The organism is Rhizobium sp. LC145 (assembly GCF_001005825.1).
In the GTDB taxonomy this organism is placed as follows: Bacteria; Pseudomonadota; Alphaproteobacteria; order Rhizobiales; family Rhizobiaceae; genus Neorhizobium.
Genome location: NZ_LBHV01000012.1, coordinates 23,148 through 44,365, shown reverse-complemented (window position 1 = coordinate 44,365; position 21,218 = coordinate 23,148). Strand labels below are relative to the sequence as shown.

Genomic DNA, 21,218 nt, shown 5'->3' with positions numbered 1-21,218 from the left:
GATCCTTGATGAACAAACTGCTTATTTCGACACTCGTCGCCACAGGGCTCATCAGCAGCACAGCTACGCAAGCCCAGGACTGGCCAACACGTCCTGTGCAGATGGTCGTGGTCGCGGGAGCCGGTGGAGGTTCGGACTATACGTTCAGGCTTCTGGCGGCTGAACTCGAGGCTGCGCTTGGTCAACCAGTCCCGGTGATCAATCAGGCTCAAGCGTCCGGTATCGTCGGCTATACCACCTACACGTCTGCTGCACCTGATGGCTATACGCTGGGCCAGCTTTCACCGATCGCGCAGTTCACCTTGCTGGGACAAGCCAACTTCCGGCCTGAGAATTTCACCGCGATTGCCCAGTTCAATGCCGACCCGTCGGCGATCCATGTTTCTGCGGACAGCGAGTATCAGGATCTGGGCGCTCTTATCGCCGGCATCAAGGCTGATCCCGGATCATTCAACATTTCCTGTGGCGGCACGTGCAATGCCAGCTGGGATATTCCATTTGTTTCGATGCTCCTGGGAGAGGGTGTCGATGTCACGAAGCTCAACTTGATCCCGGCTCAGGGATCGGCGGCAGCGCTGCAGGAGCTGGCTTCGGGCGGTCTTGACATTGTGCTGTGCTCTGTGCCCGAGACCACCGCTCTCGCAGACGCTGGCGTGGTGAAGACGTTGGCAGTGATGAGCGATGAACGCGTTGCCATCAATGACTCGATTCCGACGGTGAAGGAAAGCATAGGCACGTCCTACGTTGGCGGAACGTGGCGCGGCGTTGGCGGGCCTGCTGGAATGGACCCAGCGGTAGTCGCTCGGATCGAAGAGGCAGTTGCCGCGGCCGTCAAGAAGGAGAGTTTTGTGAAGGGTATGCGTGATCGTGGCTTCGGTATCGCCTATCGCAACCATGAGGATTTCACCAGATTCCTGACCGAGCACTTTACCGAAACGGAACGCGTTCTCAACGCAATGTCAGGTAAGTAAACGCTTTTGGCGGCGGGGCAGTCGTTCTGCGCCCCCGCCGCCTCCGACCAGGCCAATATCATACAGTATGACTTTGGTGCCTGTGCAATGAGGTTCATCATGACCAATCGATTTCTTGGGCTAGGCTTCGTCGCGGTCGGTGCAGTGATCCTGTTCTTGTCCCTGCAACTCCCTCAGCCCATGGCTGCGACCCGTATTGCGTATGGACCCGGTTTCTTTCCCACGATCCTCGGTGCGGTCGTGACGATTGCGGGCCTGCTGATGGCGATCATCAACCCAGCTGATGCCTTCGAAGAAGACGAAGAACACGATGCCTTCGCCTGGAGACAGTACATCCGGCCGGCTATCGTGGCAGCAGCTGCGCTTGTCTATATTTTGTTCTCTACACAGCTCGGCTTTCTGATCCTCGCACCTATTATCCTAACGATGCTGTTGGTCATGGGCCGCGTGGTTCTTTGGCAAGCGTTTCTGATCGGCATTGCGGGGCCGGTTATCATCTACATCCTGTTCGCCAAGCTGCTCCTTGTACCGCTACCACTTGGCTTGCTTGCGCCTATCGGAGCATATCTATGATAGAGAACATCACGGCGGGTCTCGCCCTGCTTTTCGATCCTTTTGTGCTGTTGGTCATGGTCGCAAGTGCCGCATTCGGTTTGTTCATGGGCGCGCTCCCAGGACTGACGGCGACAATGGCGGTTGCCTTGCTCGTTCCAGTTACTTTCTACATGGATCCCGTGCCGGCCGTCGCGGCGATGGTCACCGCCTCTGCGATGGCAATGTTTTCGGGAGATATTCCATCCGTTCTTTTGCGGATGCCGGGAACACCAGCATCCGCAGCCTACACAAACGACGCCTTTTCGCTGACAAAGAAGGGGCAGGCCCATGTTGCCATGGGCATTTGCTTGCTGACCTCTGCAATAGGGGGGCTATTTGGTGCGATCGTTCTGGCAACCTTAGCGCCACCGCTAGCAAGTGTAGCCCTCAGATTCTCATCATACGAATATTTCTGGCTCTGCCTTCTTGGTCTGACAACGGCAGCTTTCATGATCAGCACGTCAAGGCTGAAGGGCGCAATTTCGCTGGCGCTTGGCCTTTTCACTGCTACCGTTGGTATCGATCCGGTCAGTGGCGTTCCACGCTTTACGTTCGGCAGCACTGCGATCATCGGTGGCTTGTCGTTAGTGCCTGTGATGATCGGCCTCTTTGCGTTCGCAGAAATCTTTCGCTTCTATTCGCGACGAAATCAGCCGGTTAAGCTGGAGCAGAACAAGATAAAAGGCGTATTTGAAGGACAGGCAGGGATCCTTTGGAAGGAGCGGCGCGCTATCGCACAGGGCAATCTCCTGGGAACGCTGCTAGGCATTCTTCCTGGTGCCGGCGCGGATATCGCCGCTTGGATTTCCTATTCCGTCGCCAAAAGGTTCTCCCGCAATCCGGAGGAGTTCGGCCGAGGCTCGAAGGAAGGCTTGGCCGCGGCAGGAGCTGCCAATAATGCAGCCGTCAGCGGTGGGTTCATCCCATCACTGGTATTTGGAATTCCAGGTGATGCCATTGCCGCAATCATCATCGGTGTTTTGTTCATGAAAGGGGTGAACCCCGGCCCGACAATCTTTCTTAACAACCCGTCCGTTGTTTATGCGATCGTCGGCACGTTCTTCATGGCAAACATTCTGATGATTCCGTTGGGCTGGGTCGCCATCCGCCTGAGCCGGCTCATGCTGTCCGTAAGGCTGAACATTCTCATGCCGATCATCTTCATCTTTTGCCTGATCGGCGCCTTCGCGATGGAGAATTCCATTGCGGCGGTGGGCGTAGCGCTTGCTTTCGGTGTGATTGGTTTCGCGATGGAGGCTAACCGTTTCCCCTTGGCGCCATTCGTGCTGGGCATCGTGCTGGGACCACTGTTGGAGCAGAATTTTCTGACGTCGATGATGAAATCGAACGGAAACCTAGTTGCGTTTTTCGATCGCCCGATTGCTGCAAGCTTGGCCGCGCTAACCATACTGATTTGGGTATGGCCCCTCGTGAACCTGTTCCGCGCTCGTCGATCGGCGCCGCAAATGTGAAGAGGCGATGAACGCCATGTCCTGTTGGCGTTCGGACAAACGTCAACCGGATCTGGATTCCGAACAGGATGTTCGGACCGGCAGTGAGGCACAGGGCCCATGCTCCAAGCTTTCCGTCCACGCGTGGATTTGTCAAACAGTCCACCTAAAACGTGATCTTGGCGTAGGCACCTCCGTCAGGGTTATTTCCTACTTCCAACCGCGCATTGTGCCCTTCCGCAATGGCCTTAACGACCGTGAGACCAAGCCCGGAACCGCTTAGACCACGATCGTTAAGCCTCTCGCTTCTCCAGAACATATCGAAAGAGGAGTGCTGCACATAGTCCGGTAGTCCCGGACCTTTGTCTCGAACGGAAATGAATGACTGCCCGGCTTCATCCAAACCGGTATGAACATCGATTGGACCGCAATCCCCCGCGTATCTACGCGCGTTTTCGAGCAGAGCAAGGAGAGCCTGGCGGAAACGGTCCGGATCGATTTTCGCCGGTGCGGGTTGGAGGTATGTTCGGAAATCGAGGGCGTCGCCTGCGGAGGCCTGAAACAAACTCACCGTCTCCAAAACATGCAACGCCAAGTCTGTTGTCGTAGTTGCTGTGACAAAGCTGGTCGTGCCTGCCAAAGAAAGCGTGTTCAGCTGGTCTACGAGACGGGACATGCCCTGTGCTTGCACCAGCAGAGCTCGCAATCGTTCCTCGCTGGCAGGAAACACACCGTCGGACATGCCCTGTAGATTACCCTGCAACACGGTAAGCGGCGTGCGCAATTCATGGGCGACAGCCCGCGTATTGAATTTCAAGCGCGTTTCCAACGCGAGCAATTCGCTGGCCATGCTATTGATCGTTACAGCAAGCGCTGCCACCTCTTTGGTTGCGCCGGGTTCTACAGTGACCTGGAAATCGCCTTGTCGAATCTTTTCCGCGGCCGCAGTCAATCGCGTTAGCGGCGCCACGATCCTGTAAGCCAAGACTACCCCGATTACACTTGAGATAACGATCAGTGCAAAGCCGAAACCCAAAACACCCTCGACAGGCGATGCCTCTGTTGCCTCCTCTAACTGCGGGTAAAGGGGCGCAAGCGCCGCAAGGGCCTTTGGATCGGGAACCTCGCCCATATTTAGGCTCACCCAAGCCGATCTTGCATCTTGAGGTAGTCCGTCGAGGGCAGTTACCTCAGCGTGATCAATGTACCAATCAACTGCGACGTAAAGCGCCGCTATAGTTGCAAGTTGAATGACTGACGTTAATGCAGCTGTTGTGATTGAGAGGGTCGGCCTAGACACCTGTCGACCTCGCGAAACGATACCCGATACCGCGGACTGTGGTTATGTACCCCTCTTGGCCAAATTCTGCGAGCTTCCGCCGCAGATTGCCAATATGCGTGTCAATGGTGCGATCAAGGGCGTCGCTTTCGGGTAAACACGCGTCCAGTAAAGATGCTCTTTCGAACGTCTTAAAGGGAGACCTTAACAAACAGACCAAAAGGCGGAATTCTGTTGCGGTCAGCGGCAGTTCAACCCGTCCTTTCTCCGTTGATGCAATCGCGATGTGCGAATCCAGTTGGACTTCGATGTCGTCGTGCCGGATAACCTCGCTAGCGGCAACGCCTCTGGTTCGCTTTAATACGGCCCCCACACGTGCCACGACTTCCTGTGGGTTGAATGGTTTCGTGACGTAGTCGTCAGCGCCGAGCTTCAGACCGAGCAATTTGTCCGTACTGTCATCCATCGCCGACAAGAATATCACCGGCACGGTGGAATTCCCTCGAACCTTTGTCAGAAGATCGAAGCCGTCAATATCTGGCAGGCCGATGTCGAGCAAGATCAGGTCCGGCTGTAATCTCTGTACATGGGTGAGAGCCGAAAGGCCTGTTGATGCTTTGGTCGTCCTATAGCCAGCTCTTGCAAGATACCTTTCCAAGAGCGACGCTATATCTTCGTCGTCCTCGACCACCAGCACGAGAGATGAAATCATAGTCAAACTCACTGATTTTGACATGCCCTTCCCCGGTTCTCCGTGAAATCTTGACAATCGGGCGAGAGAACGTGGTCCTCAACGAGGAGCCACCGATGAGTGTAACTGACCTCAACCACGTTCAAAAAGCAATTTCGAAAACCGCGGACGACAAAACATGCCATTTGCTTCCACAGGCGCTTATACTTTTGGGCTTTGTTTCCCTGATTTTTGCAGCGATGCCAGAACTTGACCTGATTGTAAGTCGTTTTTTTTGGGAGCCCGCCGCTGGCTTCGATTTCAATGAAAACAGCTTCCTCGTTGCGTTTCGTGACACCAACAGGTTTCTACCTTGGATCGTGATAGGAATTGCGGCGGCGCTGTTAATTCCAAATCCATTTCTTAGGCACCTGAAAAATCCACCTGCACCGCACAAGTTGGTGTTTTTGATTACTTTCTTTGCAGCGGGTCCGGGGTTTGGCGTTCACCTGATCAAGATGCTTGTTGGTAGAGCGCGTCCAAGAGCACTTGAAGAATTTGGTGGCAGCGCACTTTTCACGCCTCCGTGGGAACTCACCGACCAATGCGCAAGGAATTGTTCCTTCATCTCGGGAGAGGCGGCAAGCGCCTTCGCACTGCTCACGCTTGTTGTATTCATCAGGCCCAAATACTCGACACTTTATCTCGGGGCGGTTGGCATTGTCGCGGCAGCCTTTTCATTGAACAGAGTAGTGTTTGGAGCCCACTTCCTGTCAGATGTGGTTATCGCTTGGAATGTGATGTTCGCTTTGGCGGTGCTACTCTGGCGATCGTTCTCACGAAACGCTCCGCAGATCGATGCCATATTCGCCAGGGAATCCCGTTTGACCTAAGAATCCGGTGATAAACAAATACATTCATCAGCCGATAGGGTGATCAATCATATAAAATCAACAACCTATGATCTGATTTCTCTGCCATATATATCAGCCTATAGCCTGAGAAGACGCAGGTTCGGATCCGCGCTCGCCGATCGGCGCCGCAAATGTGAGGAGGCGATGAACGCCATGTCCTATTGGCGTTCGGGCTGGTTCTCGCGAATTCGGCAGAACTCATGTATGCTCAGGAAAGCAAGCGCGGAAGATGTACTATGACCGTCTATAACCTCCTGATGAGTTTTGGTTTTGTTGTTATGATCGGTGTCATGGTGAAGGGCTTTTGGGGTGTCACTAGCGTGAAGCCTCTTGAGCAGCCCGATAATGCGCAAAGTGACGCCGCCCCGCCGCCCTGATCGGCAACACCGCCATAACATGCGCATTCCCGTTGGCCAGGAAGCTCACGACGTTCAGGCCGCCTTTGCGTATCGATGATTCATTCAATTGCGCGCGGGCCTGTCTACGGGGATAAACCCATTGCAGCACGCTCCACGATCATTCGAGCCGCTCCGGCATAGGATACCGTCAGCGGCACGCCCATGCCGGATGTGAGACAATGAATAATATGTTAGCCTGCACATCCTGCGGAAGAGATCAGACCGAATCCGTCGTCCACCTGGGTTCGTACATTCTCCGATGTGCTGCTTGCGGCGATGTGATCGTTGCGACATCGTTCATAGCCGTGATCGACTCAGATCATGAGTGCTCAGCCTTTATCGATCCAGGCCCCGGACAAGCCCTTTTGCCGCACGCCTTTGTCGCACGGGGACCACTCCGACTGATCGCAACGGCAATCAGTGCCGCAGCGAGCGATGGAACACTGATACGCCTGATCTTTGAACCAATGGATTGAAGCCCGGGGAGGAGGTGAGATGCAGGACGCACGCCGCTGGGCGGTTTTCCTCTATTTCTTCAGGCGCAGTTTGTCCTATGCCGTTTCGCCTGCCCGTCGTTGAGGTTTCATCTACGCCTGACGAACGGCAGTCCGCTGCCGGATCGGCGGAACGCCTGCCGTCTTCATTTTCTCTCTGCGGGCGCCTTGGAGTCGTTTCCTATGCCTGGCGCCCACCTGTCCTCAGCCAGCGGAGCTGTTCCACGGAGCGATCGGTTGGGCGGCAGGGAGTGGAAGGATTGCTCCAGTCGGTTTGCGCGACGAGGCGCGCATCCTGAGGGCGTCGCGTTTCGGAGGCGTTTTGAACAGGCGGCCATACTCGCGTGTGAATTGCGAGACGCTCTCATAGCCCACCTCAAGCGCGGCGCTGGTAGCCGTAAAACCTTGCTCCAGCATCAGCCGGCGCGCTTCAATCAGACGCAACCGCTTCTGGTACTGACCTGGGGAGAGCGATATCATGTGCTTGAAGTGCTTATGAAAGGCAGTGAGGCTCATGCCCGCTGCCGCCGCAAGCTCCTCGACCCGGATCCGCGATCGATAGTCCTGCCTCAGGATCGCGATTGTAGCGCCGAGACGGCTTGCATAGCTGGTCGGATCGGCAAGCGCCCGCAGCGCTTCGCCATGCTGCCCCGACAGAAGCCAATAGTGCAGTTCCCGAATAATTCCATCGTGGAGAAGCGGTGTCGCTTCGGGTCGATCCAGCAGCCGCATCAGGCGCAATGCACAATCCAGAACGGCGGCGTTGGTGTCCTCGGCAAAGAGAGTGCGTGTCCGGGAAGGACGTGGAGGCCGGACACCGCCCAGGTGGGCGGTCAGTTCGCCAAGGACTCTCAGTTGAAGTTCGACAGCGACGGCGAGGTAGGGCTCGCTCCGGCTGGCCTGCACGACACGCCCGACAACCGGCATGTCGGCGCTCACGATCACCGACTGCCCGGCGGAGAAGGTTCGTTGCTCCCGACCCACGGTCATGAGCTTGGCGCCCTGCAGAACCAGGCAAATCAGCGGCCGGTAGACGGAATGGAGATCGCCGCGCGGCGTCTCGATGCACATCATCCGCAGCCCGGGAACGGCAGTCAGAGCAAGCCCATCAGCGTTTGCGTGGGCAGCGGCATAGATCCGAACGGCCTCTTTGAGTGCGTCCATGGGGGTCTCCAGCGATCCGGCTCGAATATAGCGTAGACGCAGATGGAATTCATCCAAGCTACAGGATTAGGCAAGTTTTACGCATAGCTTGGCAAGTTCGTGGGTCCCCCAGGCCGTATGGATGTCCCCACAGTTTTATCGAGCAGGAAAGGGACTCCGATGACTGAACGAAGCGATGTACCACGACGGGCTGTTCTGACGGCGGCGGCTCTGGTTCCAGCCGTGATGGCGATGGGCACGGCCAGCGCTCAAACCGCCCGGCCGGCGCAGGCGTCGAACGGCAAGGTCGTGCTGGTGACGGGCTCTTCCAGGGGGATCGGTGCGGCGACCGCCAAGCGTCTGGCGGGTGACGGCTACGCGGTCACGGTCAATTGCGTGGCCAACCGCGACCTTGCCGCCGGCGTCGTTCGAGAGATCGAAGCCGCCGGTGGACGCGCCATCTGGGTCCAGGCCGACGTCAGCGATCCTGCCGCGGTTCGGCACCTGTTCGATGAGAACGACCGCGCCTTCGGCGGCGTCGACGTGGTGGTGAGCAACGCCGGCATCATGCGGCTGGCGCCGTTCCGCGACATGACGGATGAGCATTTCGACAGGATGTTCGCCGTCAATGCCAAAGGCAGTTTCAACGTGCTGCGCGAAGCGTCGCGGCGCGTGCGCGACGGCGGGCGCATCATCACGCTTTCTTCGAGCATCGTCCAGCTTCGGTCTCCCACCTATGGCCCCTATGCGGCGACCAAGGCGGTCCAGGATATGTACGCGAGTGTCCTTGCAAAGGAACTGGGCACACGGAAAGTCGCCGTCAATGCGGTCGCACCGGGGCTGGTCAATACCACCCTTTTCACCGACGGAAAGACCGAACAGCAAATTCAGGGCTTCGTCGATCGCACGCCGATGGGACGTCTCGGCGAGCCTTCCGATATCGCCGATACGATCGCTGCGCTCTGCAGCGGCGACGGCGCCTGGATCAGCGGGCAGACGGTCTTCTCGAACGGCGCCGTCGTCTGACCTGGCTCTTCGGGGCAGGTGGCGTTCATCCTTGCTCGGTGGCGGTCGGCAATTGACCGCCACCTCCGCCGCTAGGTCGTCAGCGGATATGAAGTCTCAACCGATCAATATGAATCATCCCGCCAGAATTTGTGTGCGCGTAGCTCCGAAGCGCAAGCCATCCGAACAGTGCCACCATCCGGCGCGCTTCTGAAGCCTCGCCGGCGCGGCGAGGCGCAGAGCCGCCAACAGCAATTCGCGAGCGCCGAGCAGGGCAGGGGTGAGTTGGCCAGCGTAGCCGGCGATCGAACCGAGCCAGTTCTTTATTCATCCGGGCAATGCCATCGGCGGTCATTTCCTTGATGCTCTTGGGCTTGTTCGCCCGATCAATCGCAGGGAGGTTGAATGACGAAGTGAGAGCGCGTAGCGCTCCATAACCGTCTCGGCGGCGGCGGTCGCAAAGGCGGCTGCCTGCTTCGAATGGCCCGGTTCGGGCGCGTTCAAAGAAAACATTGGCAAGGGCCGGTATCTATGATAGGTTACATGTAACCGATAAAGCCGGAGAAAGACATGGCCTCTGCGTCGAAGCCAAAGCCGTCACGCGTGAAGGTGGGCCAGCATCGCGCCCGGTTGCGCGCTCAGGGGCTGCGCCCGATCCAGATCTGGGTGCCGGATGTGCGTGCGCCGTCATTCAGGGCTGAGGCGCATCGCCAATCGCTTTCGGTTGCGACAAGCGCGCAGGCCGCTGCTGATCAGGCGTTCATTGACGCTGTTACGGATTGGGGCGATGAATGAGACGTGGCGATATCTGGACGGTCGCCGGCGGTAACGACTATGCGGGCAAGCCGCGCCCCGTGGTGATCGTCCAGGATGACAGTTTCGACGGGACGAGTTCTGTCACGATCTGCGCTTTCACATCGGATACGACGGAAGCACCATTGTTCCGGCTTCCCGTCGCGCCGAATGAGCGCAATGGGCTGCGCACAGTCTCGCGCTTGATGGTGGACAAGATTACCACCGTTCCGAAATCAAAGATGGGTGGTCAGGTCGGGCGACTGGACGATGAGGAAATCGTGCGACTCAATCAGGCGATGCTGGTGTTTCTGGGTCTGGCCGCGTCGCCGAGGGCGCGGGGAGAAGGGTAGAAGGATAGATTTATGACAGGGCAATGACTCGCGCCCATGTCGAAAAACGGAATTTACGGCCGATGCGTCGCCATGCCCGATGACGAACTTTTTGATCTTCACTGCCCGAATCTCTTGCCGCTTCATGTCTATCTCGATCGTGGTCGTTACTGCACCTCATTTACATAGCGGTGGTGAGCCGTGGTTGCGCGATGTGCGGAGATCAATACCGGTGTGGCCAGCTGATCATATGCCACTTCATCAATTGTCAGCACCGCGGCTGGAAGGGTCAGTTCAAGCCAGCGAGCGTCGGCCTCTGTTGCGAGATCGGCGCCGATCTGCTCCCGGATCGCTGAAATCCGGATGCCATAATGTTCCAGCAGGTGCAGGTAGAAGAGTGGTGGTATGTCTTCCGGGCGATCGGGAAAGTTGGGAACCCGCGATCTGGCAAGCGTCAGCGTCTCATGCATGATCGGTCGATCGTCGACGTTTCTAACGCGATGGAAAACGATGACGGGCGAGCCTTCGTCGATCTGAAGCTTTTGCGCATCACCGGCAGAGGCTATGCCATGATCGAGTGACGTGACGGTCGTCACGGACTTGCTGAGCGATCCGTCGAGGCCGTGCAGGCGGAAGTACTGGAAAAACAGCCTCAGACTATGTTGCGGCTTGCGGCCTGTGACGACGGTGCCCGTTTTCCGGCGCCGGCTGAGCAGACCGTCATTGGTGAGATCCATCAACGCACGGCGGATGGTGCCGACGGCGACCCTGTAGGTTTGCGACAGTGCCACTTCACTGGGCAGAACGGAGCCCGGCTGTAGCTCGCCGAGCATGATAGCCTCGGTGATCTGCCGCTTCACCACTTCATATAGCGGCAGAGACAGCTCGCTGAGCCCGGCTGCTTCTGATGAATTATTAGGCAGTTCCGGCAATGATTTGCCTCTTCTTTGGAGTTGACTCGTGCTATCGATCTACGCAGTATTACTATATAGTTTATATTAAAGCGCAAGCTGAGGAGGCGGGCGCTACGGTGCCGAGGACACTGCGATGACCAAGCAGCAACCCGCCTTGCAGCAAGACTTCATCATGTCTGCCATGGCAGCGATTGAGCGCGATGTCGAGATCGCTATCCAGGATTTAGCGCGGATGGTCGCGGTGGATACGTCATTTCCGCCTGGCCTTGGTTATGACGCCTTTGCGGATCTAATGATTGAGCTTCTGGCGCCCCTCGGCTTCCATTTCGATCGGGTGACGGTGCCGCAAGACCTCTGGCACGTGGCGGGTGGTCCGGCGGCGGGTAAGCGGACGAACCTGATCGCAACCCGTGAAACCGGCCACCCGGTCTGCGGCCTTTATTATCACGTCGATACGGTTCCCGTCGCACCGGGCTGGACGCGCGATCCTCTCACCCTGACGATCGAAGACGACAAGCTTTATGGCTTGGGCGCGGCCGACATGAAGGGTACGATCGCGGCGACCCTTCTGGCGCTTCGGGCCGCGAAGGAAAACGGCGTGCCGCTCTTCTATGATCCGATGCTGCTCCTGTGCACGGACGAGGAGGGCGGGCTCCATCCCGGCATTCGCTACCTGGCGGAGCAGGGCATGCTGAAGGGGCACATCGTCAATTTCAACGGAACGGCGGCGCCGCGCATCTGGGCCGGCTGCTTCGGCATCTTCAATTTGCAGGTGACGATCACCGGCCATGCCGTCCATGCCGGCGAAGGCAATCGGACCGGTGCCGGCGTTAACGCCATCGAAGGCGCTCTGCCGGCTCTCAATGCCCTATTGGAGCTGAAGCCGAAGGTGGCGAGCCGGGCGTCCAAACTCGCGCCGCCCCCGCATGCATCCGGCCCGCTGAGGCCGCAACTGACGATTTCGGCAGTCAACGGCGGAACGGCCGGTGGCCAGGTTCCGGCCGAAATCAAGATCCTCGTCAGCCGCCGCTATGCGCCGGAGGAAAGCTATGAGGAGGCGCGCGCCGAAATCGAAGTGGCAGTCACAGACTGCCTTGTCGGGACCGACCTCAGACTCGCTATCGATCTTGTCGGCCATCTGATCCCGACCGACGACCCTGACGGCCCGCACTGGCCGCGCTGGCAAAAGGCGCTGTCGCTCGGCTTCGGCTACCGGCCGGAGGATTTCAGCAAATGGGGCGCCGCCAGCTGTTCGGACTTCGGCTACGTCCAGAAAGCCGGCTTTGGCCCGGAGGTTCTCTTGGGTGGGCTTGGCCGGCCGGAGAGCTGCATCCACAGCCCCGAAGAGCACACGACCCGCCAGGACATCATAGCGCTCGCCAAGAGCATCCTTGCCTATCTCGCGGCCGATTTTGCCGCGGACTGCATTCCTGAAAACAGCAACTAATACGCAAAAAGGGGAACTACACATGCTGGAAATGAAACGTCGCTTCTTCCTGGCCGGCACCGCCGCCATTCTTGCCGCGCCCTCGCTCAGCATGGCGCAGTCTGCAACGCCGGCCAAGGGCGGTACGTTGCGGATTTCCGTGGATCAGGCGGCAAGCGTCATCCATCCGCTGCTGACGCGCGTCAATCCGGAATATCTGGTCACCGAGCTGCTTTACAGCAATCTGACCCGCCTCAAGGTCGACATGTCGGTGGAGCCTGATCTCGCCGAAAGCTGGACGCCGAATGACGGCTTGACCGAGTGGACCTTCAAGCTGCGCAAGGGCGTCACCTTCCATGACGGCTCTGCCTTTACCGCGAACGACGTCGTGGCGACGTTCAAGGCGATCCTCGATCCGGCAACCGCCTCGCCCGGCCGCAACAATGTCGGCCCGATCTCCGATATCGTCGCTATCGACGATGCCACCGTGCTGTTCAAATTGTCGGGACCCTATGCGGACTTGCCAGTCGCGATGGCCTATACCAATGCCCGCATCATCCCGGCGGCAATTGCCACCGGTGACCTGAAGAGCCTGTCCACCAAGGCAGTCGGAACCGGTCCGTTCAAGCTCGTTTCCTACGAGCCCGATCGCCTTATCGTCGTCGAACGAAATCCGAACTACTACGACCCGGCACGTCCGTATCTCGATCGCATCGAGGTCCAGGTCTTCCCGGATATCTCGGCGGAAGGGTCGGCGATGATCGCCGGCAATGTCGACATCATCTCGACGCTCCAGCCGACGGAATACATGCGCCTCGAAGGCAATGATGGCGTCGACGTGCTGCGCACGCCGTCCGGCCAGTTCTGCAACGTCAACTTTGGCTGTGATACGGCCCCCTTCAATGACGTTCGCGTTCGCCGGGCGATTGCGCTCACTGTCGATCGTGAGGCAATGGTCGGATTCGTCACCGAAGGGTTCGGAACCCCCGGAAATGATACGCCGCTTAACGCATCCTACCGCTTCTTCAAGGATGTCGCGAAGCGTGAGAAGAACATCGAGGAAGCCAAGAAGCTCCTGGCTGAGGCCGGTTTCCCGAACGGTCTGGAAGCGACCCTCGTGGCATCGGACCGTCCGGCCGTTCGCACGCAGCTTGCGGTCGCACTCAAGGAAATGGCCAAGGAGGCCGGCATCACCATCAATGTCCAGACCATGCCGCATGCCACCTATCTCGAGCAGGTCTGGAAGAAGGGCAGCTTCTACGTCGGCTTCTACAATATGCAGCCGACGCCTGATGGCATCTTCAAGCTTCTCTATACCTCGGATGCCTCCTGGAACGAGACGCGCTGGAACAACAAGGAGTTCGATGCCCTGGTGGCCGAAGCTCGAGGCACTACGGACGAAGCCAAGCGTACCGAGCTCTATACCAAGGCTCAGGAACTGATGAACGAGGAAGTTCCCTCGATCATCCCGTCCTTCTTCGACGTGCTGGCTGCCAAACGCAGCTGGGTCAGCGGGTTCGAAGCCCATCCGCGCGCATCGGTTTTCCGCCTCGACCACGTCTCGCTCACCGACGAGGCGCGCAAGCGCGGCTGATTTTTACCGCGTCGCGCGTCCCCGAAGGCGCGTGACGCTGCAAGATCCTCGAGTTTGCGCCGACCGCTGGACACCTTTGAAGCGTCCGGCCTTGACCTGCAAGGAACACAGCCGTGTCTCCCAATTACATAGCCAAGCGGCTGGTGATGATCGTCTATACGCTCTTCATCGTTTCGCTCATCGTCTTCGCCATCACGCAGATCCTCCCGGCCGATGCCGCGGTGATGATGCTGGGTGAAAACGCCACGCAGGAAGCGCTCGATGCGCTGCGCCAGACCATGGGACTCGATGCGCCCATATGGCAGCAATACGCGACATGGTTCTGGCATGTGCTTCAAGGCGACCTCGGCACCTCGCTGCGGACCGGCCAGCCGGTGGGCCCTGCCATGTTCGAGGCCCTCGGTCGTTCGCTTCTTCTGGCCTTCCTGTCGATCGGCCTCATGCTGATCATCGCGATCCCACTCGGCATCGTCGCCGCCGTCCGGCGCGGCAAGGTCGCCGACATGGTGGTCAGCCTGGTTTCCTATGCCGGTGTGGCGCTTCCCGAATTCGTGACCGCCACGGTCGCGGTTCTCGTATTCGCGGACTGGATGAAGTGGTTGCCGCCGACCGGCTATGTGCCGCTGACGGAGAACTTCGCCAGTGGCATTGCCCACCTTGTCCTTCCCGTCTGCGTCATCTCGGTGATCCTGATCGCCCACGTATCGCGCATGGTGCGCTCCGAGCTCGTGGATGTGCTGCACACGGATTATATCCGCGCCGCTCGGCTGAAGGGGATCTCGCGCGGCGACGTCCTGCGCCGCCATGCGCTGCGCAATGCACTTCTACCGACCATCACCATCGTGGCGCTTGACGTCGGTTATCTGCTCGGCGGTGTCATCGTGGTGGAAGAGATCTTCGCGATCCCGGGCATCGGCCGCCAGCTGATCGTCGCCATTCAGGCGCGCGACCTGCCGGCCATCCAGGCGGGGGTGCTGATCATGGCCGCCACCTACTCCATCGTCAATTTCATCGCCGACATCCTCTATGCCTGGCTCGACAAGCGGATCCAGTATGACTGAGTTCATGAAACGTCTCCTGCGCACGCCGCAAGGCTTCATCGGTCTCGCCCTCGTGTTGCTTGTGTTGCTGATCGTCGTGTTCGGTCCCATGATTGCGCCGCATGATCCGGAAAAACTGTCGCCGCTCGCCCGCTACAAGGGGCCGAGCCTCGATTACTGGCTCGGCACCGATCAATACGGCCGGGATATCTTCAGCCGCCTCCTGATCGGCGCACGCGCCACCGTCGTTATGGCCGTGCTCGCCACCATTGCCGGAACGCTGGTTGGCGCCTTCATCGGCACGACCTCCGCCTTCCTCGGCGGAAGGGCTGATGAACTGATCATGCGCACGATCGACGCGATCATGTCGATCCCGAGCCTCCTCTTCGCTCTGCTGGTGGTCAATCTGCTCGGCTCCAGCACGGTCAACGCGCTGGTGGCGGTGGCCATCGCCTTTGCCCCGGGCATGGCACGTATCACCCGAAGCGTGGCGCTCTCGGTACGCAAGCAGGATTACGTCAATGCGGCGATCGCCCGTGGCGAGAGCTCCGCCTATATCATCCGCCGCGAAATGCTGCCCAACGTGATCGCGCCGATCATCGTCGAGATGACCATCCGCGTCTCCTTCGCCGTGATGCTGTTCGCAACGCTCAGCTTCCTTGGGCTCGGGGCCCAGCCGCCGGCTGCCGAATGGGGCCTGATGGTCTCGGAAGCGCGCCGCTACATGCATCTCTCCGCCGGCATCCTGATCTGGCCGAGCGTAGCGATAGCCGTCGTTGCCGTCGGCTTCAATCTCCTGGGCGACGGACTTCGCGATGCCCTCAATCCGCGAACCTGAGGTCAAGACCATGACGAACACGGAAGAACACCCGGCCCTTTCCCCGGTTCTCGCGATCGAGAACTATTCGCTGGATTACGAGACGGCGGACGGGCCCTATCACGCGCTGAAGAACATCGGCCTTACTATCAATCGCGGCGAGATTCTCGGTCTCGTCGGCGAGTCCGGCTCCGGCAAGACGTCGCTCGCCTGGTCGATCATGCGCTATCTGCCGAAAAACGCCCGCGAACCCAGTGGTCGCATCCTGCTCGGCGGCGACAATCTTCTCGAAAAGTCGGGGAGCGAGATCGAGGCTTTCCGCGGCCGACGCATCAGTATGGTGTTCCAGGACCCCAGCACGTCGCTCAACCCGACGCTGTCGCTCGGCACCCAGCTCTCGGAAGTGCTGGTCCGCCATCGCGGCCTGACCCGCCAGCAGGCCTGGAAGGAGGGTGAAGCGCGGCTTGCCCATGTTGGGCTCAAAACCCCGGCGCAGATGATGCACCGCATGCCGCATGAGGCATCCGGCGGCGAGAAGCAGCGCGTCGTCATCGCATCTGCCTTCGCCTGCAATCCGGAATGCATCATCTTCGACGAGCCGACCACGGCGCTCGACGTCATCACCTCGCGGCAGATCCTCGACCTGTTCGTGGAGCTGCAGGCCGAAACCGGTGTCGCCTCGCTCTACATCTCCCACGACCTCGCGCTGGTAGCGCGCACCGCAAGCCGCGTTGCGGTCATCAGGCGTGGCGATATCGTGGAACAGGGGACGGTGCGCGAAATCTTCGCCAATCCGAAAGAAGATTATACCCGAGAGCTGATCGCCGCGGTTCCCGATCCAGCCCGCCGGCTGGTGAAGGACGATGTCGCGACGGCGGAAACGCCGCTCGTGAAGGTCGAGAATGTCAGCGTTCATTTCGGCCGCAAGCCGTTCCTGGCGGCATTGACCGGCAGGAAGACCGAACGCGTCACCGGCAACAATGCCATCAGCCTCAGCATTGATCCAGGCGAAATCCTCGGCATCGTCGGCGAATCCGGTTCCGGCAAGTCGACGCTCGCTAAGGCGATGACCGGCCTCAACCGGTTCGAGGGCAGGATCTGGTTCGACGGCCGCCAAATCGGCGGCCTTGCCGACATGGACGCCGCCTATCGCAAGGACGTGCAGATCATCTTCCAGCATCCCGACGCCTCGCTCAATCCGCGCCAGAAGATTTCGGAAATCCTGTCGCGTCCGCTGAAACTGTTCGGCGACACGGCCGATCTCGACAAGCGGATCGGCGACATGCTGGAACAGGTGCGCCTGCCGCGCACCCACGTGCAGCGCTACCCGCACCAGCTCTCGGGGGGCGAGAAGCAGCGCGTCGCGATCGCCCGCGCATTCGCGTCGAAGCCGAGGCTCGTCATCTGCGATGAGATCACCTCGGCGCTCGACGTCTCGGTGCAAGCCTCGATCGTCGAACTGCTGCTGGAACTGCAGAAGGCGAGCGGCACGGCCTATCTCTTCATCACCCACGACCTCAACCTGATCCGCCAGATCGCCCACCGGATCGCCGTCATGTATCGCGGCGATCTGATCGAGGTGGTTCCGGCGGCCGAGATCGAGAGTCCTGATCGGGCGGAATATACCCGCCGCCTGATCGAGGCGGTGCCGCGCGCCGCCGCTCAGTACCAATGATATTTCATCAAGGAGCATGACAATGGACCCGAAGTCCCTGTTGGACCGGATCGACGAAAAGGCCTGCCTCGATTTCCTGTCGAAGATGGTCCAGCACAAGAGCCATTCGGAAACCGACGGCGAGCGCGAGCTCGCCCGCTGGATGGCGAAGGAGCTTGAGAAGATTGGCGTCGAAGCCGAACTCCAGCCGTTTGACGAAGGCCGACGCTTCAACGCCATCGGCCGCCTCAAGGGCACCGGCGGGGGCAAGAGCCTGCTGTTCAACGGTCATCTCGACACCAACCCGGTGACCGAGGGCTGGACGGTCGATCCCTATTCCGGCCTCGTCGACGATAAGTTCATCTACGGCATCGGCGTCTCGAACATGAAGGCCGGTGATGCCGCCTATTTCTGCGCCGTGAAGACGCTGCTCGATGCGGGCGTCAAGCTGAAGGGCGATGTCGTCCTGACATTCGTCGTCGGCGAGTTGCAAGGCGGCGTCGGCACGCTCGCGGCCATCAGGCACGGCGTCAAGGCGGACTATTTCATCAACAGCGAGCCGAGTGACCTTGTCGCCGTCACCATGCATGCGGCGGCGCTCAGCTATGTCATCGAACTGACCGGCGACACCCGCCACCTCTCCAAGCGCGAGGAATCGGTTGACGCCATTGCGGCCGCCTGCGACATCATCCCGCGCATCAACGGCATGACCTTCAGCGATGCGAAGAGCGATGTACACCGCTCGATCAACCGCGGCCATGTCGGCGTCGTCCATGGCGCGCTTGGCCGTAACTTCGAGGAATGGCGTCCACCCCAGGTCGCCGATTTCGTCCGCCTCAAAGGCTCTTGCCGCTATGCGCCGGGGCAGACGCAGGAAGGCGTTCTGGCCGACCTCGACAAGGAACTGAGGGCACTGGAAGGCCGCTTCCCCGGCCTCACGGCCAAGCTGGTTCCGGAAATGATCGAAGGCCGCCCACTGATGCCGCCCTTCGAGGTTTCGCCGGATTCGCGCATCGTCAAGTCGATCAACGCGGCTTACGAAGCCGTGCGCGGCGAAAAGCAGCCGACCGGCGCGATCACGCCGACTCGCTTCTACGGTACCGACGCCGGCCATCTCTACAAGGAGCTCGGTATGGAAGGCATCGTCTGCGGTCCGGGCGGGCGCTACAACACCATGCCGGACGAGCGGGTCGATATCGTCGATTATCTGGACATGATCCGTGTCTACATGCTGACTATCCTCGATATCTGCGAGGTGGCCTGACCATGTTTTCCCGGGCGGAATTCGATCGCCGCATCGCTCTTGCCCGGGACGCCATGGCGTCCGCGGACGTCGATCTTCTGCTGGTCGACAGCGGCGAGCTGCTGGCTTGGCTCACCGGCTATACCGTCTCCGAAACCATGTATCGCGCGGCCTTCCTGCCGCGCGAAGGCGATGCCTGGTTCACGCTGAGGGCGCTCGACGAGGCGCCTTGTCGGGAAAAGAGCTGGATTGCCGACGTCGTCGGGTTCGCCGATACCGAGGAAGCGCAGGCGGCGGTCGCGGACAGCGTCCGCGGTCACGGGTTCGGCAAGGCCCAGATCGGCCTCGACACCAATTCCTACAGTATGAGTGCTCAGACCTTCATGCGGCTGCAGGAGCTTTTGCCTGAGGCGACTTTCGTGCCGATGCCGGGGATCAGCGACAGCCTGCGCTGGGTGAAATCGGAAGAAGAGATCGCCGTACTGAAGCAGGCGTCCGCGATCGCCGACAGGGCTATGCTCGAAGTCGCCAATCAGTCCCGACCCGGCATGACGACGCGCGATGCGGCGGCAATCGCCTCCGGTGTCTTCCTGCGTGAGGGGGCCGATACGGGTGAGGTCGGACCGGTGGTCAAAGCCTCCGGCGGCCATGAATTCCTGCACGGTGTCTTCAAGACGGAGGCGATCGGCGAGGGCGATATCCTGCATGTCGAACTGATCCCGCGCGTCGGCAATTACGGCGCGCGATTGATGCGGCCGATCATGGTGGGAGAACCATCTCCGGCGCTGCGGGCGGCGGCAGGAAAATTGATCACCCTGCAGGACAGCCAGATCGCAACGATGGAGCCCGGCGTTTCTGCGCGTGAAGTCGATGCCATCATGCGCCAGGGTGCATTGGAAGCCGGCTTGCGACCCACCTACGAAAACGTCACGGCTTATACGCTCGGCCTCTATACACGAACGCCGCGCACCAGTGATTTCTCCCGGGTCTTCCTGCCGACATCCGATTGGGTGCTGGAGGAGGGGATGGTCTTTCATCTCTATGCGACGGCTCAAGGTCTCGGCTTCAGTGAGACGGTCGTTGTCGGAAAAGCTGGAGGCGTTCGCCTCACTGAAAGCCCGCGGTGTATTCTAACGACCAGCTTTTACAAAAAAAAGCATGGAGCCCGTTGTTGTGCGTGATGCACGGCCGCCGGCTTCGGCGCCAGTTACCCGCGGCTCGATGCGATCATCAGGATCCGACTGCCATTCTGAGTCGGGACGATCACTTGGCAAAGCGGGTGCATCGTCGTCTTGAATTCGCTCAGGCACGTTCGACGGAAGTCATCGCCGAAAGCCCGGGCCGCCTTGAGCGGCTGGTGCGCGCTGTTCGATGCTGAGGCGCTGGACGAGAAGGAGGCGATGGGGATCGTGACAGCGTGGGGTGAGGCCGCTCGCACGGGGGCCGAATTGTCGGCATGTGCTACGACAAAGTGAGCGTCAAGCGAGGTGACGTGTCCGCTTCGCGCCTCCATGTCGATCATTTATCAACGCGGCCTAAAAGCGGACGAATATTACTCCGATAGGATCACTGCTGGCAGATAGTTCGAATCCTGCCGGGCGCACCATTAATACCGCGCTCTTTGCGGACGCCGAAGTGCTCGATATAGATGCCGCTCTCCGTCAGCCGGAAATCGGGGTGATAAGGACCGCGGGCATCTTCGGGCAGCGGGCCTCCATAGACAGGCTCGTATTCGAATGCGATGCCGTGGCGATAGAGCCAGTTGGAAATCTCCCATTCTTCAAAGCTTCTGACGAGGTCGCCATTCAGGGTGCGAAGCTCATGGGCCTCCACCCACTGGAAATAGCTATCCTGCGTCTTGAAGTCCCATTCGCTTTTGTACGGCCAATAGAGCTCTGAAAACCAAACTAGTATCAGCTTGCCAAGCCCGGCCTTGGACGCGACTTCGTTGAGAAGAATGTCCCTGACCAGCACGCGGAACTTGGCGTCATCACTGGCATGGTCGGCGAGCGCCGGACCCTTGACCTCAACCTCGCGGATGATCCGGTTGCCAAGCGCGTGAAAGGTCAGCGCGTCGACGTCTACGCCGGCCCGTTCCTTGATGCGTTCGGCCATCTCGGCGGCGGCGTCTTTTACCGAAGGCGAGGAGCAGGATTTCGTCTGGTTTGCGGATGCCGCGTTCGACGAGATAGGCGGCCTTTGCCACGATGACACTGGTCTTGCCGGAACCGGCGCCGGCAAGAACGAGCGTTGCGTCCTCGTCTGTCACGACGGCAAGGCGCTGCTCCGGCGTCAGCGGGTTCTTCTCGATCGTGTCGAAAAAGCCCTTCATGTCGGCAAGGTCGGAATCGATGAAGCGCTGGATGGCGGTGTGGCGCGTTTCGTCGGGATGTTCTTGGAAGGCGCGGACAATTTCAATGAGCTTCTGCTGATCCTCTGAGAGGACGCTGTCAGGGATGGTCTCTGGTAGTGATTCGATGACGGTCG

22 protein-coding genes are annotated in these 21,218 nt (G+C 59.5%); 17 read left to right on the top strand and 5 right to left on the bottom strand.

Translation table 11 applies throughout. The features are described from left to right. Positions 1 to 8 precede the first annotated feature (8 nt). From YH62_RS24960 to YH62_RS24950, 3 genes are all read left to right on the top strand, one after another. Entirely contained in the window at positions 9 to 971 is a 963-nt protein-coding gene (locus tag YH62_RS24960; protein ID WP_052760511.1) for a tripartite tricarboxylate transporter substrate binding protein, read from the top strand. 99 nt (positions 972 to 1,070) lie between these two features. Further along, positions 1,071 to 1,544: a tripartite tricarboxylate transporter TctB family protein gene (locus tag YH62_RS24955; protein WP_170986315.1), complete on the top strand. Its 474-nt coding sequence runs from the start codon at positions 1,071 to 1,073 to the stop codon at positions 1,542 to 1,544. Next, positions 1,541 to 3,037 (top strand): tripartite tricarboxylate transporter permease, encoded by a 1,497-nt coding sequence (locus YH62_RS24950; RefSeq protein ID WP_046797017.1) that lies wholly within the window; start codon positions 1,541 to 1,543, stop codon positions 3,035 to 3,037. Before YH62_RS24955 ends, YH62_RS24950 begins: the two co-directional genes overlap by 4 nt. A gap of 145 nt (positions 3,038 to 3,182) precedes the next feature. Here the strand turns inward: YH62_RS24950 and YH62_RS24945 are convergent, their stop codons facing one another. Then, entirely contained in the window at positions 3,183 to 4,148 is a 966-nt protein-coding gene (locus YH62_RS24945) for a HAMP domain-containing sensor histidine kinase (RefSeq protein WP_052760510.1), read from the bottom strand. 160 nt (positions 4,149 to 4,308) lie between these two features. Continuing rightward, the gene (locus YH62_RS24940; RefSeq protein WP_245282183.1) at positions 4,309 to 5,031 is read right to left on the bottom strand and encodes a response regulator; all 723 of its coding nucleotides are present in this window, start codon (positions 5,029 to 5,031) and stop codon (positions 4,309 to 4,311) included. A gap of 71 nt (positions 5,032 to 5,102) precedes the next feature. On the opposite strand from YH62_RS24940, the gene YH62_RS24935 reads away from it, so the two are divergent. From YH62_RS24935 to YH62_RS30900, 3 genes are all read left to right on the top strand, one after another. After that, positions 5,103 to 5,858, top strand: coding sequence for a phosphatase PAP2 family protein (locus tag YH62_RS24935; RefSeq protein WP_052760509.1), 756 nt, complete (start codon positions 5,103 to 5,105; stop codon positions 5,856 to 5,858). Between the two features lie 257 nt (positions 5,859 to 6,115). Then, positions 6,116 to 6,256 carry a hypothetical protein gene (locus tag YH62_RS30320; protein WP_156177001.1) on the top strand — a complete coding sequence of 47 codons (141 nt, stop codon included), beginning with the start codon at positions 6,116 to 6,118 and terminating at the stop codon, positions 6,254 to 6,256. Between the two features lie 200 nt (positions 6,257 to 6,456). Then, positions 6,457 to 6,753 carry a hypothetical protein gene (locus YH62_RS30900; RefSeq protein WP_082118506.1) on the top strand — a complete coding sequence of 99 codons (297 nt, stop codon included), beginning with the start codon at positions 6,457 to 6,459 and terminating at the stop codon, positions 6,751 to 6,753. Between the two features lie 222 nt (positions 6,754 to 6,975). Here YH62_RS30900 and YH62_RS24930 read toward each other — a convergent pair whose 3' ends face one another. Further along, positions 6,976 to 7,935, bottom strand: a complete 960-nt coding sequence (locus tag YH62_RS24930; protein ID WP_046797015.1) for an AraC family transcriptional regulator — start codon at positions 7,933 to 7,935, stop codon at positions 6,976 to 6,978. Positions 7,936 to 8,094: 159 nt separating this feature from the next. On the opposite strand from YH62_RS24930, the gene YH62_RS24925 reads away from it, so the two are divergent. The 3 genes from YH62_RS24925 (at position 8,095) to YH62_RS24915 (ending at position 10,064) form a co-directional block, all read left to right on the top strand. Continuing rightward, positions 8,095 to 8,940 carry an SDR family oxidoreductase gene (locus YH62_RS24925; protein ID WP_046797014.1) on the top strand — a complete coding sequence of 282 codons (846 nt, stop codon included), beginning with the start codon at positions 8,095 to 8,097 and terminating at the stop codon, positions 8,938 to 8,940. Between the two features lie 549 nt (positions 8,941 to 9,489). After that, positions 9,490 to 9,714, top strand: a complete 225-nt coding sequence (locus YH62_RS24920; protein ID WP_046797013.1) for an antitoxin MazE family protein — start codon at positions 9,490 to 9,492, stop codon at positions 9,712 to 9,714. Further along, positions 9,711 to 10,064: a type II toxin-antitoxin system PemK/MazF family toxin gene (locus tag YH62_RS24915; RefSeq protein ID WP_046797012.1), complete on the top strand. Its 354-nt coding sequence runs from the start codon at positions 9,711 to 9,713 to the stop codon at positions 10,062 to 10,064. Before YH62_RS24920 ends, YH62_RS24915 begins: the two co-directional genes overlap by 4 nt. 146 nt (positions 10,065 to 10,210) lie before the next feature. Here YH62_RS24915 and YH62_RS24910 read toward each other — a convergent pair whose 3' ends face one another. Further along, on the bottom strand, positions 10,211 to 10,975 hold the full coding sequence (locus tag YH62_RS24910) for a GntR family transcriptional regulator (protein ID WP_046797011.1): 765 nt from the start codon (positions 10,973 to 10,975) through the stop codon (positions 10,211 to 10,213). A 115-nt stretch (positions 10,976 to 11,090) separates the two neighbouring features. Here YH62_RS24910 and YH62_RS24905 point away from each other — a divergent pair, with 115 nt between their 5' ends. The 7 genes from YH62_RS24905 to YH62_RS24875 all read left to right on the top strand — a co-directional run bounded on the left by YH62_RS24905 (position 11,091) and on the right by YH62_RS24875 (position 19,912). Further along, positions 11,091 to 12,404: a M20/M25/M40 family metallo-hydrolase gene (locus tag YH62_RS24905; protein ID WP_046797010.1), complete on the top strand. Its 1,314-nt coding sequence runs from the start codon at positions 11,091 to 11,093 to the stop codon at positions 12,402 to 12,404. A 22-nt stretch (positions 12,405 to 12,426) separates the two neighbouring features. After that, positions 12,427 to 13,977, top strand: coding sequence for an ABC transporter substrate-binding protein (locus YH62_RS24900; protein ID WP_046797009.1), 1,551 nt, complete (start codon positions 12,427 to 12,429; stop codon positions 13,975 to 13,977). A gap of 113 nt (positions 13,978 to 14,090) precedes the next feature. Then, positions 14,091 to 15,038 carry an ABC transporter permease gene (locus tag YH62_RS24895; protein ID WP_046797008.1) on the top strand — a complete coding sequence of 316 codons (948 nt, stop codon included), beginning with the start codon at positions 14,091 to 14,093 and terminating at the stop codon, positions 15,036 to 15,038. Then, complete coding sequence (locus YH62_RS24890; RefSeq protein ID WP_046797007.1) at positions 15,031 to 15,855, top strand: ABC transporter permease; 825 nt, start codon at positions 15,031 to 15,033, stop codon at positions 15,853 to 15,855. The genes YH62_RS24895 and YH62_RS24890 overlap by 8 nt, the downstream gene beginning before the upstream one ends. A gap of 10 nt (positions 15,856 to 15,865) precedes the next feature. Then, a complete protein-coding gene (locus YH62_RS24885) occupies positions 15,866 to 17,509 on the top strand; it encodes an ABC transporter ATP-binding protein (RefSeq protein WP_046797101.1) in 1,644 nt (547 codons plus the stop codon). A 22-nt stretch (positions 17,510 to 17,531) separates the two neighbouring features. Continuing rightward, complete coding sequence (locus YH62_RS24880) at positions 17,532 to 18,752, top strand: M20/M25/M40 family metallo-hydrolase (RefSeq protein WP_046797006.1); 1,221 nt, start codon at positions 17,532 to 17,534, stop codon at positions 18,750 to 18,752. Positions 18,753 to 18,754: 2 nt separating this feature from the next. After that, positions 18,755 to 19,912 carry a Xaa-Pro peptidase family protein gene (locus YH62_RS24875; RefSeq protein WP_046797005.1) on the top strand — a complete coding sequence of 386 codons (1,158 nt, stop codon included), beginning with the start codon at positions 18,755 to 18,757 and terminating at the stop codon, positions 19,910 to 19,912. Positions 19,913 to 20,297: 385 nt separating this feature from the next. Here the strand turns inward: YH62_RS24875 and YH62_RS29175 are convergent, their stop codons facing one another. Beyond that, complete coding sequence (locus YH62_RS29175; RefSeq protein ID WP_082118505.1) at positions 20,298 to 20,846, bottom strand: hypothetical protein; 549 nt, start codon at positions 20,844 to 20,846, stop codon at positions 20,298 to 20,300. Here YH62_RS29175 and YH62_RS30895 point away from each other — a divergent pair. Next, positions 20,833 to 21,171 (top strand): hypothetical protein, encoded by a 339-nt coding sequence (locus YH62_RS30895; protein ID WP_245282182.1) that lies wholly within the window; start codon positions 20,833 to 20,835, stop codon positions 21,169 to 21,171. The two genes, YH62_RS29175 and YH62_RS30895, sit on opposite strands and share 14 nt — an antisense overlap. The last annotated feature ends 47 nt before the right edge of the window (positions 21,172 to 21,218 follow it).

Bases quoted from the DNA above. Each gene is read 5' to 3' on its own strand.
- YH62_RS24960 (WP_052760511.1), top strand. From the start codon at position 9: ATGAACAAACTGCTTATTTCGACACTCGTCGCCACAGGGCTCATCAGC.
- YH62_RS24955 (WP_170986315.1), top strand. From the start codon at position 1,071: ATGACCAATCGATTTCTTGGGCTAGGCTTCGTCGCGGTCGGTGCAGTG.
- YH62_RS24950 (WP_046797017.1), top strand. From the start codon at position 1,541: ATGATAGAGAACATCACGGCGGGTCTCGCCCTGCTTTTCGATCCTTTT.
- YH62_RS24945 (WP_052760510.1), bottom strand. From the start codon at position 4,148: ATGGGCGAGGTTCCCGATCCAAAGGCCCTTGCGGCGCTTGCGCCCCTT.
- YH62_RS24940 (WP_245282183.1), bottom strand. From the start codon at position 5,031: ATGTCAAAATCAGTGAGTTTGACTATGATTTCATCTCTCGTGCTGGTG.
- YH62_RS24935 (WP_052760509.1), top strand. From the start codon at position 5,103: ATGAGTGTAACTGACCTCAACCACGTTCAAAAAGCAATTTCGAAAACC.
- YH62_RS30320 (WP_156177001.1), top strand. From the start codon at position 6,116: ATGACCGTCTATAACCTCCTGATGAGTTTTGGTTTTGTTGTTATGATC.
- YH62_RS30900 (WP_082118506.1), top strand. From the start codon at position 6,457: ATGAATAATATGTTAGCCTGCACATCCTGCGGAAGAGATCAGACCGAA.
- YH62_RS24930 (WP_046797015.1), bottom strand. From the start codon at position 7,935: ATGGACGCACTCAAAGAGGCCGTTCGGATCTATGCCGCTGCCCACGCA.
- YH62_RS24925 (WP_046797014.1), top strand. From the start codon at position 8,095: ATGACTGAACGAAGCGATGTACCACGACGGGCTGTTCTGACGGCGGCG.
- YH62_RS24920 (WP_046797013.1), top strand. From the start codon at position 9,490: ATGGCCTCTGCGTCGAAGCCAAAGCCGTCACGCGTGAAGGTGGGCCAG.
- YH62_RS24915 (WP_046797012.1), top strand. From the start codon at position 9,711: ATGAGACGTGGCGATATCTGGACGGTCGCCGGCGGTAACGACTATGCG.
- YH62_RS24905 (WP_046797010.1), top strand. From the start codon at position 11,091: ATGACCAAGCAGCAACCCGCCTTGCAGCAAGACTTCATCATGTCTGCC.
- YH62_RS24900 (WP_046797009.1), top strand. From the start codon at position 12,427: ATGCTGGAAATGAAACGTCGCTTCTTCCTGGCCGGCACCGCCGCCATT.
- YH62_RS24890 (WP_046797007.1), top strand. From the start codon at position 15,031: ATGACTGAGTTCATGAAACGTCTCCTGCGCACGCCGCAAGGCTTCATC.
- YH62_RS24885 (WP_046797101.1), top strand. From the start codon at position 15,866: ATGACGAACACGGAAGAACACCCGGCCCTTTCCCCGGTTCTCGCGATC.
- YH62_RS24880 (WP_046797006.1), top strand. From the start codon at position 17,532: ATGGACCCGAAGTCCCTGTTGGACCGGATCGACGAAAAGGCCTGCCTC.
- YH62_RS24875 (WP_046797005.1), top strand. From the start codon at position 18,755: ATGTTTTCCCGGGCGGAATTCGATCGCCGCATCGCTCTTGCCCGGGAC.
- YH62_RS30895 (WP_245282182.1), top strand. From the start codon at position 20,833: ATGCGTTCGGCCATCTCGGCGGCGGCGTCTTTTACCGAAGGCGAGGAG.
- YH62_RS29175 (WP_082118505.1), bottom strand. From the start codon at position 20,846: ATGGCCGAACGCATCAAGGAACGGGCCGGCGTAGACGTCGACGCGCTG.